Genomic DNA, 12,584 nt, shown 5'->3' on the forward strand with positions numbered 1-12,584 from the left:
TAAGGTGCTGGACATGACCTCCACTGCGCAAACCGAGTACGTCACCATTGCGGACGGCGTTCTGCAGATCACGATTGCTACCGCCGCCAATGGCACTTCTATGGACTTCCAGGGGATTACCGCCGGGACGGAGGCATTGCGGGCGGCGGGGCGCGAGGTGGGGGCTGTGGTGCTGACGGGGAGCGGGGCGAACTTCTGTGCGGGTGGGAATGTGCGGGGGTTCGCCGAGGCGGAGGATCGGGCGGGACATATTCATGGGCTGGCGACGGTGCTGCACGACTTCGTGCGGGCGCTGGACGAGACGACGGTGCCGGTGGTGGTCGGGGTGCAGGGCTGGGCGGCGGGCGCCGGGATGAGCCTGGTATGTGCGGCCGATATCGCCATCGGCGGGCCGAGCACCAAGTTGCGTCCGGCCTATCCGGGTATCGGCCTGAGCCCGGACGGCGGGATGTCGTGGACGCTGCCGCGCATCGTCGGTGCGGGACGGGCGCGCGAAATCCTGCTCACCGATGCGATTCTCACCGCCGAGGAGGCCGTGCGGCTCGGCATCCTCAGCCGCTTGGTCGACGACGAGCAGGTGCGCGACGAGGCCATGAACCTGGCCCGAACCTGCACGACCGGACCACGATCCACCTACGCGAGCATCAAATCACTACTGGCGCGGTCGAATTCGGCGACGCTGAGCGAACAGCTCGACTATGAACGCGATGCGATCGCCGCCGCGGCGAACAGCCCGGCGGGCATCGAGGGCGTCAACGCGTTCATCGAGAAGCGCAAGCCGAAGTACGTTTAGTCACAAACGGATTCGGTCTCCATCGCCCGAGTCTCCAGCACGAATTTGGCGACCGCGTCGGTGAAGGCATCATTGTCGTCACCGGCCGCGGTATGCGCCGCACCACCGATCTCGACCAACTGCGCATGCGGCACCATCTCCCGAAACGCCGCGGCTCCCTCGGGCGTCACCACATCGGACTGCATACCGCGCACCAGCAGCACCGGCATCGTCAGGGCACGCGCCGCGACCTCCATCTGCTGGCTCATCTCGCTCGCATCCTCCACGCGATCCTCGAGCATGTCCGGATCCCAGTGCCAGTACCAGCGCCCCTCGCGCCGCCGCAAGTTCCGCTGCAGACCATCGGTGTTCTTGGGCCGCGGACGGTGTGGCATATATTCGGCGACCGCGTCGGCGGCCTGCTCCAGCGTGTCGAATCCGCCGCGATGTTTGCCGAGGAAGTCGATCACCCGCGCGACACCGGTCGGTTCGGGTCGGGTGACGATATCGACGAGCACCAACGCGCTGATCGCCTCGCCACCGGGCACCATCGTGGTGAGCAGGCCGGTGATCCCGCCCATGCTCGCCCCTACCACGACCGCGGGCGCACCCAACTGCTCGAGCACATTGACCAGATCCGCGACCATCGTGTCGCGCCGGTAATTCGCATCCGCCGCCCACTGACTGTCGCCGTGGCCGCGGGCGTCCAGCGTGACGACCCGCATCCCGGCGGCGGCCAGCTTCGCCCCCGTCTGCTTCCACGAGTGTCGGGTTTGTCCGCCACCGTGGAGGAACAGCACGAGCGGGCCGTCCGCCGGGCCGAACTGGTCGGCCGCCAGCTCGATCCCATCCGAACCACGCAGGTGCAGCCGAGCCGGATCGAGCAGGTTGTTCGCATTACTCACGATCCGAGGATCGCACAGCATCCGTGGGGCCTCTTGTTGACCCCCGGTCAATGGGACGTCAGCAGTTCCATTTACCTTGCGCGCTGAGGGTGTTCTGCAGCAGGCAGGCGACCTTCGCATTCACCGAAGAAGAAATGGTGGAGGAGCCGTTCGAGGTGAATTCCTCACCGACCGGAGCGGCATTGCCGGTCGAGGTGGTATCCGCAGCAGGCTCCAGTCGCAGCGGGGCCGCACTCGCGGCGGCTGTGCCTCCGGCCATGGCTGCGCAGAACGCCAGCGCGACGGTGGCGCCGCGGACGGTCTTGATGTGCATTGAATTGTGCTCCTCTACTTTGATTTACCTCAGCGCCCGGGATCAGGGCAGGCGCCAGTCAACAGGTTCGGCACCCAGTTCGTCGAGTAGTTCATTCACTCGTGAGAAGGGTCGCGAACCGAAAAATCCGCGCGAGGCCGACAGTGGCGACGGATGCACGGATTCGATATAGGGCACCTCGGCCTCGGCCAGCTGCGGCTTCAGTGTCTGCGCGTCGCGACCCCACAGGATCGCGACCAGCGGTTCATCCCTGGCCACCAAGGCGCGAATTGCCTGGTCGGTCACTGCTTCCCAGCCCTTGCCGCGATGGGAGGCGGGCTGTCCCGGCGAGACCGTGAGCACTCGGTTCAGCAGCAGCACGCCCCGATCCGACCACGGACTCAGATCGCCATTGGACGGTGTGGTGTAGCCGAGGTCCTTGCTGTATTCGGCGAAGATATTGGCGAGGCTGCGCGGAACCGGCGAAACATCGGGGGCGACAGAGAAACTCAGCCCCATCGGATGGCCGGCCGTCGGATACGGATCCTGGCCGACGATCAGCACCCGCACCGCCTCGAACGGGCGCTGGAAGGCGCGCAGCACATTCTCACCGGCCGGTAGATAGCCACGGCCCGCGGCGTTCTCCGCGCGCAGGAATTCGCCCATGGCCGAGATCTGCTCCGCAACGGGTTCGAGTGCCTTCGCCCAACCCGGATCCATGATTTCCATCAGTGGTTTCGCGCCCATGACCGCACAACCTATCGTGGCTCGGGCTCGGATGCCGAGTCCACCCCGCTGAACGATTCCCAGCCCCCGCTTCCCGGCCGCCGCACACCGTCGACAGTGACGCCGTGACCTGCCAGCACCCGTCCGATCGGCGTCCAGCCCGGCGGCAATTCCCGCCGCGCCGACCAGGTTCCGACAAAGGCGTGATCCTCGCCGCCGGTCAGAATCCATTGCGTCGCATCGGCATCCAGGCGTCGCGCGATCGCCTCCAGTTCCGGATCGCGCAAGGCGGTCGAACCGATATCGATGGCCACGCCGGACGCCGCGGCGATATGGCCCAGATCCGCGAGCAGTCCGTCCGAGATATCGGTCAGCGAGTTGGGGATCGCGGCCGCGGACGACCCGAGCACGCCCTCCGCTGAGGTATCCGAATCATCCGGTCCGGCAGCAACATCGACGATCGCGGCCAGCACCGCCGAATAGGGCGGCTGCGGGACCCGATGGGCCGCAAGCGCTTCGGCAACGAGCTCGTCGTTCGGATCGGCCTCGGCGGTCAGGGCCGCCAGCCCGGCGGCGGACCAGCCGAGCCGACCGGCCACCGCGACCGTATCGCCCACGCGCGCACCGGCTCTGGTGATCGGCGCGCGACCGTCCAGATCGCCGAAGGCGGTGACCGAGATGACCAACTGCGGGCTGCGCACCACATCACCGCCCGCGATCGAACCACCGGCCCGCCCCGCCTCGGCCCATATACCGTCGGTGAGACCGTCGATAACCTCGACCGGCGTATCGGCCGGACAACCCAGCGCCACCACGAATGCGGTCGGCACCGCGCCCATCGCAACCACATCGGCCGCGTTCTGCGCGATCGCCTTCCGCCCGATATCGCGGGGATCGGACCAATCGAGCCGGAAGTGCCGGTCCTGAACCAGCATGTCGGTTGTCACCACGAACCGGCCGTCCGGCGCGGCCACCACGGCGGCATCGTCGCCGGGACCGAGCAGTACGCCGGGCGCCTGGACCCGGCCCGCGTTGATCCGCTCGATCAGTGCGAACTCCCCCAGCTCACGCACTGTCCGCGGTGGCGTGCTTTCGCTGATGACCGGTCCCTTCCCGACGTCGTGCTGGCTGGAATCCGACCGAGGGTACCCTTTCCAGGGCAATCGAGTACTACCAGGCCGGTGCGCAGCATCCATCCCCGCAACCGGTGCGAACAGGAAGGACCGGTGAGCATGGCGGCGGAGTCGTCGGAGCGCGATTCGTCGAGGGCGGATTCGCCGAAGGCCGAGGAGTCGAAGGATGCCGAGCTGTCATCGGACACGGCGGAATCGGCTGCCGATAGCGCCGTCGCGCCGGGCGCCACAGCGAAAAACGCGCCCCTGCCCGCCACCGAGACCTCCGAAGATGTCGACACCGAGTCCGAAACGGCCGATAGCGGCCCGGAGGACGCTGCTGCCGAGTCAGCCGGCGCCGAATCGGCCCCCGAAACCCGGGGCTACCCACCCGCGCTGATCGCGACCGCCGTCGCACTACCGGTGGTGCTGGTAGTGGCCGTCCTTGTCGCCGCCGTGCTGGCCCGCCGCGCGCCGACCGAACGCGAACCCCTGGTACTCGGTCCGGTCCCCGCGCCCGCCGCGACAGGACCCGCCTGCACCGCCTTACTGCCCGCACTACCGATCGACCTCGGCGACTACACCAAATCCACCCTGGTGGAGCCCGCTCCGCCCGCGACCCGTGCCTGGCAGCGCAAGGACGGCGGCGATCCCATCGTGCTGCGCTGCGGCCTGGAGCGCCCGCTGGAGTTCAACCGCGCCTCCGCGTTGCAGATCGTCAATGGCGTGCAGTGGTTCGAGGTCCGCGATGCCGCCGCCAAGGCGAGCACCTGGTTCGCCGTCGACCGCGAACCTTATATCGCGCTGACCGTTCCCGACGGCTCCGGACCGACTCCGCTGCAAGGAGTTTCGGACACCATCACCGCGAATCTGCCCGCGAAGCCGATCGAACCCGGCCCCCTGCCGAACTGACCGCCGCCCTGGAGCGATAGGCCGCTCGGCCACTAACGCAGGCCGGTACCCCGTGCCAGCGCGGTCTCGATCAGCGTGGAAACCAGTGTCCGGTAGTCGATTCCGGTCGCCTCCCACATGCGCGGGTACATCGAGATCGATGTGAAGCCGGGCATCGTATTGATCTCGTTGATCACCGGCCCCTCGGCGGTGACGAAGAAGTCGACCCGGGCGAGTCCCTGGCAGTCCAGTGCCTTGAACGCGCGCACCGCGAGTTCCCTTATGCTGTCGGACACTTCGTCGTCCAGCTTCGCCGGAACGTCGAATTCGCAGACATCGTCGAGGTATTTGGTTTCGAAGTCGTAGAACTCCGGCGCCGCGGCATCGGCATCCGGCATCCGGATCTCGGCCACCACGCTGGCCTCGACCCGGCCGTCCGGAAATTCCAGTACACCGCATTCGACTTCACGTCCGAGGATGCCCGCCTCCACGATCACCTTCGGATCGTGTTCCCGCGCCGCGGCGATCGCCGCGTCCAACGCACTCCAGTCGGTGACCTTGGTAATGCCGATCGAGGAGCCCCCGCGTGCCGGTTTGACGAACACCGGAAGTCCGAGCCGCGCCCGATCGTCCGCGCCGAGCGTGTCGGCACCGCGCCGCAGCACCACCTGCCGCCCGATCGGCAGCCCCTCGGCGGCGAGCAGCTTCTTGGTGAATTCCTTATCCATACCCGCCGCGCTGGCCAGCACGCCCGGTCCGACATATGGCACCCCGGCCAATTCGAGCATGCCCTGTAGCGTCCCGTCCTCGCCGAACGGGCCGTGCAGGATCGGGAACACCACATCCACCGAACCCAGCGTCGCACTCGGATCGTCCAGCGCGACCAGCGCTCCGGACCGGCTCGGGTCGGCGGCCAAGGTCAGCGCGGTGCCGGTGCTGTCCACCGCGGGCAGCGCATTGTCCTTGAAGCCGTCCGTAGCGACTGCTTGCAGGTCGCTCGAAAAGGTCAGCGCGGCCACATCGGAGCCGCCGAGCACCCAGGCGCCGTCATGGGTGATGCCGATGGGCACCGCCTCGTACTGTTGCGGATCCAGGTTGCGCAGCACGCTGCCAGCGGATACACAGGACACGGCGTGCTCGTTACTGCGCCCGCCGAACACCACAGCCACCCTGATCCGGTTCGTCATGAACGGAACCGTACCCGTTATGCGGGGCGAACCAACCTCGCGCCCGTACGATGCCCGCCTTCGGCCCTATTCCGGTTTGATCCGCCGTCCCAGCAGTTTGTCGACCGCCGCACGCACCGAAACTCCCTCATGACACACCAGGTGTACCGATGTGGTCAGCGGCATCTCCACATCGTGTGCGGCGGCCAGCGCCCGAATGGATGTGCACGACTTCACACCCTCGGCGACCTGGCCATGGGTTGCCTCCTGGGCCGCCTCCATGGACCCGCCCGCCCCGAGCACATGCCCGAATGACCGGTTGCGCGAGAGCGGCGAGGTGCAAGTGGCGACCAGATCGCCTACCCCGGCCAAACCCGCAAGCGTGACCGGCTCCGCACCGAGCGCGACCCCGAGCCGGATGATCTCGGCCAGCCCGCGGGTGATCAGACTGGCGATCGAGTTGTCACCCAACCCCATTCCCGAGGCGATGCCGCAGGCAAGCGCGATGACGTTCTTGCAGGCACCGCCGATTTCACAGCCGATCACATCGGTATTGGTGTACGGCCGGAAGTATCCGTTGGCGCAGACCTGCTGCAGCGCGGCCGCCCGCGCGGCATCGGTGCAGGCGATCACGGTCGCCGCGGGCTGCTCGGCGGCGATCTCCCTGGCCAGATTCGGCCCCGACAGCACCGCGATGCGGCTCTCGTCGGCACCGGTGACCTCGCCGATGACCTGACTCATCCGCAGTAGCGTTCCGGTCTCGATGCCCTTGGCGAGACTGAGCAGCGCCGCGTCCGGCCCGATCGAGTCCTTCCACGTTTCGAGATTCGCGCGCAAGGATTGAGACGGAACCGCGAGTACGACAATGTCGGCCCCATCGAGCGCTTCGACGTGATCGTGGGTGGCCGCGATCGGCGGTAATCGCACGTCGGGCAGATAGAACGGATTGCGATGTTCGGTGGCGAGCGCCTTCGCCACCTCGGGCCGCCGGGCCCAGATCGTGACCTCGGTTCCCGCGTCCGCCAACACCTTCGCGAACGCGGTCCCCCACGATCCCGCGCCCAGCACTGCCGCCCTCGTCATCTGCCCAATATGCCACGGAAGCACTCGTGGAAGGATTAGGACCATGCGTCCGCATGCCGTGCACGCCGTGATCGCGGTCAAGAGCCTCGATCGGGCCAAGAGCCGCCTGGCCGACCGGCTGCGCCCGGAGCACCGGGCACAGTTGGTGCTCGCCATGCTCGCCGACACCGTATCCGCCACCGTCGCGGTGCCGCAGATTGCGTCGGTCACCGTGGTGACCCCGGATCCGGTGGTCGCCGAGCTGGCGGGCTCGCTCGGCGCGGCGGTCCATCCCGAACCTCGCCGTGCGGTGCTCGACCCCGCCGACCCGGACGGTCTGAACACCGCACTCACCGATGCGGCGACCACGCTGCGGCACCGGTACGGCCCGGTCGAACTGCTGGCCCTACAGGCGGATCTGCCCGCCCTGCGCCCGGACGAGCTCTCGGACATGCTGAGCACCGCACCGGTCGGGGTGCGCTCGGTTGTGGTGGACCACGCGGGCACCGGCACCGCCGCGCTATTCGTCGGCGACACCGTCGCGGCGCTGGACCCACGTTTCGGGCCCGGCTCCGCGGTCCGGCATATCGCCGCCGGCGCGGTCGATCTGCGCGGTGACTGGCCGGGATTGCGGCTGGATGTGGACACCGCGGACGATCTCGATCGTGCCATCGACCTCGGCACCGGGGATTCGACCTGCGCTGCCCTGCACGACATCGGCTGGCCGATTCGCGTTCACGAGGGCGTGCGCCGGGTGTGCTAGCCGATCGCCACGCCCGGCGTGATACTCACGTCAATGATGACGTCGGGCTGCACAGGGCCCGGTTAGTAGGGGATGATCGTTAACGTGAGTGAGCGAAGCGAGCGATTCCCGTACCAGCGCGCATCGCGCCTGTCGGTGCCGCGTGCCAGCGAGGCATGGGCATGAGCGAGACCGAGACCGTCAAGCAGCAACTGCTGCCGAACCCACTGCCCGCCGCGACACCGTTGGCCGACGATGCGGTGGTGCAGCAGTTGCCACGTGATCGCTACCTGAACCGTGAGCTCAGCTGGCTCGACTTCAACGCGCGGGTACTCGCCCTCGCTGAGGACGCGTCGCTGCCGTTGCTGGAACGCGCGAAATTCCTGGCGATCTTCGCCTCCAATCTGGACGAGTTCTATATGGTCCGCGTCGCCGGTCTCAAACGCCGTGCGGAGACCGGACTTTCGGTGCGTTCGGCGGACGGCCGTTCGCCCACCGAGCAACTGGAGCTGATCGCGGCGCGTACCCAGGAAATCGCCGACCGGCATGCCCGCGTTTTCCTCAACTCGGTACTGCCCGCGCTGACCGCCGAGGGCATTGCCATCATCGATTGGTCCGATCTGGACGACGATGAGCGCCAGCGCCTCTCGGGCTATTTCCAGGACCAGGTCTTCCCCGTCCTCACCCCGCTGGCGGTGGATCCGGCCCACCCCTTCCCCTACATCAGCGGACTGAGTCTCAACCTCGCGGTGACGGTGAGGGATTCCTCCACCGGCGCCGAACACTTCGCCCGGGTCAAGGTGCCCGATAATGTCGATCGCTTCGTCCGAGTGCGGCGAAACGAGTCCGGATCCCCCGTCGCGGCCTTCTTGCCGATGGAAGCGCTGATCGCCGCACACCTCGATCTGCTGTTCCCCGGCATGAAGGTGGTCGAGCACCACTCGTTCCGCATCACCCGCAATGCCGACTTCGAGGTCGACGAGGACCGCGACGAGGATCTGCTGCAGGCGCTGGAGCGCGAACTGGCCCGCCGCCGCTTCGGTTCGCCGGTCCGACTAGAGGTCTCCGACGATATGACCGAGCACATGCTCGATCTGCTGTTGCGCGAGCTCGAGGTCGATCCGGGGGATGTGATCCAGGTGCCAGGTCTGCTCGACCTGTCCTGCCTCTGGCAGGTGTACGGCGTCGATCGGCCCAATCTCAAGGACGCACCGTATGTGCCCGCGACGCCTCCGGCGTTCGGCGAGCGCGAAACCCCGCGCAATGTCTTCCAGGCGCTGCGCGAGGGCGACGTCCTGGTGCACCACCCCTACGACTCGTTCTCCACCAGCGTGCAGCGCTTCATCGAACAGGCCGCCGCTGACCCGCAGGTGCTCGCCATCAAACAGACCCTGTACCGGACCTCCGGTGACTCCCCGATCGTGAACGCGCTCATCGACGCGGCCGAGGCGGGCAAGCAGGTCGTGGCGCTGGTCGAGATCAAGGCACGCTTCGACGAACAGGCCAACATCAAATGGGCCCGCGCGCTGGAGCAGGCGGGCGTGCACGTGGTCTACGGTCTCATCGGCCTCAAGACGCACTGCAAGACCTGTCTGGTAGTGCGCCGCGAGGGCGCGACCATCCGCCGCTACTGCCATATCGGCACCGGCAACTACAATCCGAAGACCGCACGGCTCTATGAGGACGTCGGGTTGCTCACGGCCGCACCGGAAATCGGCGCCGACCTGACCGATCTGTTCAATTCGCTCACCGGCTACTCGCGAAAGGCCAACTACCGCAACCTGCTTGTCGCTCCGCTGGGTGTGCGCGCCGGAATCATCGACCGCATCCAGCGCGAGACCGAACTGGCCGAAGAGGGCGTCCCGGCGCGAATCCGGATGAAGGCCAATGCAATTGTCGACGAGCAAGTCATCGACGCGCTCTACCGAGCTTCTCAGGCCGGTGTACCGGTGCAGATCGTGGTGCGCGGCATCTGCGGTCTGCGCCCGGGTGTCGAGGGGATGAGCGAGAACATCGAGGTGCGCTCGATTCTCGGTCGCTTCCTGGAGCATTCGCGGATCATGCACTTCCAGGCCCAGGACGAATACTGGATCGGCAGTGCCGACATGATGCACCGGAATCTGGACCGGCGCGTGGAAGTTATGGCGCAGGTGAAGGATCCGAAGCTGTGCGAGCAGTTGGGGTCGGTATTCGACTCCGCCCTGTATCCGACGACCCGCTGCTGGACACTTCAACCTGACGGCAGCTGGCAGGCCTCGCCCGACGGCGCCGACCGAGACGGTGCCCATGTACGTGACCACCAAGAATTCCTGATGCGAATGCGGAGACCGGATCACCAGTGAGTGGTACGACGGGATACGACATGGACGGGGGACCGTTCTGGGATCCCCGGGTAACAGCCAACATTCACGCCGCCGGTGCGGTGCTGTGGCGCAGGACGGCCGACGGTTCCGGTGCCATCGAGATCGCGGTGGTGCATCGCCCCAAGTATCAGGATTGGTCACTGCCCAAGGGCAAACTCGATCCGGGCGAGACGCCGGTGCTCGCCGCGGTGCGTGAGGTCGGCGAAGAAACCGGCCTGGACTGCCGTCTGGGCCGCTATCTCGGGCACGTCACGTATCCGATTCCGGGACACCGGAAATTGAAGCGAGTGGACTACTGGGCAGCCGAGGTCGCGGGTGGGGCGTTCAGCGCCAATTCCGAGGTCGATGTGCTGTCCTGGTACACCTTGGACCGGGTGATGGACCAGCTGTCGTATCCGATGGACCGCCAGGTGCTGCGCGCCTTCACCCGCCTGCCCGCGGCCACCGCCACGCTGCTACTGGTTCGACACGCCAAGGCGGGCAGCCGGGACCGATTCGACGGCCCGGATGAGCAGCGCCCACTGGAGCAGGAAGGGCAGGCCCGGGCACAGGCGCTGGTCCCGAATCTGCTGGCGTTCGGTGCATCCGAGATCTATTCGGCCGATCCGGTGCGCTGCGTTCAGACGGTGACGCCGCTGGCCGAGAAACTCGGCGCAACCATCGCCATCGAGCCGCTGTTTTCCGAAAGTGGTTATGCCGCAGCGCCGGACAAGGCCCGGCAACGCGCTGTCTGCCTGGTATCGGATCGCGCGGTGCGCGTTCTGTGCAGTCAGGGCAAGGTAATTCCCGATCTGCTGCAGTGGTGGGCCGATCGGGACGGCATCACGCTGCCGTCCGCGCGCAACCGCAAGGGCAGCGTGTGGGTGCTGTCTTTTGCCTCGGGTCGGTTGGTCGCCGCCGACCACCTCGATCGGTCGCTGTCGGCCGCCATCGTCAAATCCTGACCCCAATGGGGACCGCAACCGTCACGCGGTCGCTACTGGACCCCGAATTCGGACATAGGCAGCTAAAACGGCCCTGGGGCGAACCCCAGGGCCGTTTTTAGCCGGTACAGGGAGTGATTCCGCTCAGTGGAACCGAATCACTCGATGGCGCTGGACCTTCAGCCGCATTCGAGCGGCCTCGAACCTCTGCGTCAGCGAGCGCGGCGGGCCGGAGCCTTCTTGGCCGCGGTCTTCTTCGCGGGCGCCTTCTTCGCGACGGTCTTCTTCACGGCGGTGGCCTTCTTGGCCGCCGCGGCCTTCTTGGCCGGAGCCTTCTTGGCGACGGTCTTCTTGACGGCCGCCTTCTTCGCCACCGCCTTGACGGCAGTTGCCTTGCGGGCGGTCGTCTTTGCCGGGGCCTTCTTCGCTGCCGTCTTCTTCGCGGGCGCCTTGGTGGCGGTCGCCTTCTTGGCGGCAGCCTTCTTCGCCGCCACCTTCTTGGCGGCAGCCTTCTTCGCCGCCACCGGTGCATTCGCGCCGCGCTTTACGGCGGGGCCGCTCGCGGTCAGCTTCTGCTTACCCGCGATGACGGCCTTGAACTGAGCACCTGGGCGGAACGCAGGCACCGAAGTGGGCTTCACCTTGACGGTTTCGCCGGTGCGCGGGTTCCTGGCAACTCGAGCCGCACGCTTACGCTGTTCGAACACACCGAATCCGGTGATTGTGACGCTTTGACCCTTGTGCACAGCGCGCACGATGGTGTCGACCACATGCTCGACTGCCGCGGTGGCCGTGCGCCTGTCCGTACCCAACTTTTCGGTCAGAACGTCGATCAGTTCCGCCTTGTTCATTGAATCCTCCGCAGACTAATGGCCCGTCGTCGGACCGACTAGGTACCACGGTAAACCCACTTTGAGCAAGAGTCTATGTGCCACGCCAAAATTCATGTGGTTTAGCACACGTCCAGCTACCGCCCCTAGGGCTGTACAGCTATCACTACCGGGTGATTACGCCTGCGAAATATGTGCCGGAAGGGTTGTGGGTTTCCAACTTGGCCTTGCCTTTTCGAACTCATCGATGACGTCACTGCGCCGGAGGGTGAGCCCGATGTCGTCCAATCCTTCGAGCAGACGCCACCTGGTGTAGTCATCAATATCGAACGGCAACACGACGGTTCCGGCCGTCACCGTGCGCGCCTCGAGGTCTACAACCAATTCGAGACCGGGCTGTTCCTCGAGCAACTTCCAGAGCATTTCGACATCGTTCTGTGACATCTGCGCGGCCAACAGACCAGCCTTGCCCGCATTGCCGCGGAAGATGTCGGCGAAGCGTGATGAGATGACGACACGAAAGCCGTAGTCCGACAGCGCCCATACGGCGTGCTCACGCGAGGATCCGGTACCGAAGTCCGGCCCCGCCACCAGCACACTGCCCCGGTTATAAGGCTCGGTGTTCAGAATGAAGTCCGGGTCGGATCGCCATGCTGCGAACAGTCCGTCCTCGAATCCTGTGCGCGTCACCCGCTTCAGGTACACGGCCGGAATGATCTGATCGGTGTCGACATTGGATCGGCGCAGCGGCACTCCGATCCCCTTGTGGACGGTGAAGGCTTCCATTTCTGCTGATTCTC

13 protein-coding genes are annotated in these 12,584 nt (G+C 66.4%); 5 read left to right on the forward strand and 8 right to left on the reverse strand.

Features of this window, described 5'->3' with window-relative positions; translation table 11 throughout:
• The first annotated feature begins 13 nt into the window (after positions 1-13).
• Complete coding sequence (locus ABZW16_RS20545) at positions 14-793, forward strand: enoyl-CoA hydratase-related protein (protein WP_354957530.1); 780 nt, start codon at positions 14-16, stop codon at positions 791-793.
• On the opposite strand, the gene ABZW16_RS20550 is transcribed toward ABZW16_RS20545, so the two are convergent.
• The 4 genes from ABZW16_RS20550 to thiL are packed head-to-tail and all read right to left on the reverse strand — an operon-like array spanning position 790 to position 3,768.
• Entirely contained in the window at positions 790-1,677 is an 888-nt protein-coding gene (locus tag ABZW16_RS20550) for an alpha/beta hydrolase (RefSeq protein WP_354957531.1), read from the reverse strand. The two genes, ABZW16_RS20545 and ABZW16_RS20550, sit on opposite strands and share 4 nt — an antisense overlap.
• 58 nt (positions 1,678-1,735) lie before the next feature.
• On the reverse strand, positions 1,736-1,990 hold the full coding sequence (locus tag ABZW16_RS20555) for a hypothetical protein (protein ID WP_354957532.1): 255 nt from the start codon (positions 1,988-1,990) through the stop codon (positions 1,736-1,738).
• A 42-nt stretch (positions 1,991-2,032) separates the two neighbouring features.
• Positions 2,033-2,716, reverse strand: a complete 684-nt coding sequence (locus ABZW16_RS20560) for a uracil-DNA glycosylase (protein WP_354957533.1) — start codon at positions 2,714-2,716, stop codon at positions 2,033-2,035.
• 11 nt (positions 2,717-2,727) lie between these two features.
• Positions 2,728-3,768, reverse strand: a complete 1,041-nt coding sequence (gene thiL, locus ABZW16_RS20565; RefSeq protein ID WP_354957534.1) for a thiamine-phosphate kinase — start codon at positions 3,766-3,768, stop codon at positions 2,728-2,730.
• Positions 3,769-4,074: 306 nt separating this feature from the next.
• On the opposite strand from thiL, the gene ABZW16_RS20570 reads away from it, so the two are divergent.
• Positions 4,075-4,719, forward strand: coding sequence for a DUF3515 domain-containing protein (locus ABZW16_RS20570; RefSeq protein ID WP_354957557.1), 645 nt, complete (start codon positions 4,075-4,077; stop codon positions 4,717-4,719).
• A gap of 32 nt (positions 4,720-4,751) precedes the next feature.
• Here the strand turns inward: ABZW16_RS20570 and ABZW16_RS20575 are convergent, their stop codons facing one another.
• On the reverse strand, positions 4,752-5,885 hold the full coding sequence (locus ABZW16_RS20575; RefSeq protein WP_354957535.1) for a D-alanine--D-alanine ligase family protein: 1,134 nt from the start codon (positions 5,883-5,885) through the stop codon (positions 4,752-4,754).
• A gap of 66 nt (positions 5,886-5,951) precedes the next feature.
• A complete protein-coding gene (locus ABZW16_RS20580) occupies positions 5,952-6,947 on the reverse strand; it encodes an NAD(P)H-dependent glycerol-3-phosphate dehydrogenase (RefSeq protein WP_354957536.1) in 996 nt (331 codons plus the stop codon).
• A gap of 43 nt (positions 6,948-6,990) precedes the next feature.
• On the opposite strand from ABZW16_RS20580, the gene cofC reads away from it, so the two are divergent.
• The 3 genes from cofC to ABZW16_RS20595 all read left to right on the forward strand — a co-directional run bounded on the left by cofC (position 6,991) and on the right by ABZW16_RS20595 (position 10,975).
• On the forward strand, positions 6,991-7,689 hold the full coding sequence (gene cofC / locus ABZW16_RS20585) for a 2-phospho-L-lactate guanylyltransferase (protein ID WP_354957537.1): 699 nt from the start codon (positions 6,991-6,993) through the stop codon (positions 7,687-7,689).
• Positions 7,690-7,850: 161 nt separating this feature from the next.
• Entirely contained in the window at positions 7,851-10,010 is a 2,160-nt protein-coding gene (locus tag ABZW16_RS20590; RefSeq protein WP_354957539.1) for an RNA degradosome polyphosphate kinase, read from the forward strand.
• Positions 10,011-10,030: 20 nt separating this feature from the next.
• The gene (locus ABZW16_RS20595; RefSeq protein WP_354957558.1) at positions 10,031-10,975 is read left to right on the forward strand and encodes a bifunctional NUDIX hydrolase/histidine phosphatase family protein; all 945 of its coding nucleotides are present in this window, start codon (positions 10,031-10,033) and stop codon (positions 10,973-10,975) included.
• 191 nt (positions 10,976-11,166) lie between these two features.
• On the opposite strand, the gene ABZW16_RS20600 is transcribed toward ABZW16_RS20595, so the two are convergent.
• Both ABZW16_RS20600 and leuD read right to left on the reverse strand, forming a co-directional pair.
• Positions 11,167-11,805 carry an HU family DNA-binding protein gene (locus ABZW16_RS20600; RefSeq protein ID WP_354957540.1) on the reverse strand — a complete coding sequence of 213 codons (639 nt, stop codon included), beginning with the start codon at positions 11,803-11,805 and terminating at the stop codon, positions 11,167-11,169.
• A 156-nt stretch (positions 11,806-11,961) separates the two neighbouring features.
• Positions 11,962-12,570 carry a 3-isopropylmalate dehydratase small subunit gene (gene leuD, locus ABZW16_RS20605; RefSeq protein WP_354957541.1) on the reverse strand — a complete coding sequence of 203 codons (609 nt, stop codon included), beginning with the start codon at positions 12,568-12,570 and terminating at the stop codon, positions 11,962-11,964.
• Positions 12,571-12,584: the final 14 nt, after the last annotated feature.

Source organism: Nocardia sp. NPDC004604 (assembly GCF_040609795.1).
Classification (GTDB): domain Bacteria; phylum Actinomycetota; class Actinomycetes; order Mycobacteriales; family Mycobacteriaceae; genus Nocardia.

Coding starts and splice junctions, on each gene's coding strand:
- ABZW16_RS20545 (WP_354957530.1), top strand. CDS start 14: ATGACCTCCACTGCGCAAACCGAGTACGTCACCATTGCGGACGGCGTT.
- ABZW16_RS20555 (WP_354957532.1), bottom strand. CDS start 1,990: ATGCACATCAAGACCGTCCGCGGCGCCACCGTCGCGCTGGCGTTCTGC.
- ABZW16_RS20560 (WP_354957533.1), bottom strand. CDS start 2,716: ATGGGCGCGAAACCACTGATGGAAATCATGGATCCGGGTTGGGCGAAG.
- ABZW16_RS20575 (WP_354957535.1), bottom strand. CDS start 5,885: ATGACGAACCGGATCAGGGTGGCTGTGGTGTTCGGCGGGCGCAGTAAC.
- ABZW16_RS20580 (WP_354957536.1), bottom strand. CDS start 6,947: ATGACGAGGGCGGCAGTGCTGGGCGCGGGATCGTGGGGGACCGCGTTC.
- cofC (WP_354957537.1), top strand. CDS start 6,991: ATGCGTCCGCATGCCGTGCACGCCGTGATCGCGGTCAAGAGCCTCGAT.
- ABZW16_RS20590 (WP_354957539.1), top strand. CDS start 7,851: ATGAGCGAGACCGAGACCGTCAAGCAGCAACTGCTGCCGAACCCACTG.
- ABZW16_RS20595 (WP_354957558.1), top strand. CDS start 10,031: ATGGACGGGGGACCGTTCTGGGATCCCCGGGTAACAGCCAACATTCAC.
- ABZW16_RS20600 (WP_354957540.1), bottom strand. CDS start 11,805: ATGAACAAGGCGGAACTGATCGACGTTCTGACCGAAAAGTTGGGTACG.
- leuD (WP_354957541.1), bottom strand. CDS start 12,570: ATGGAAGCCTTCACCGTCCACAAGGGGATCGGAGTGCCGCTGCGCCGA.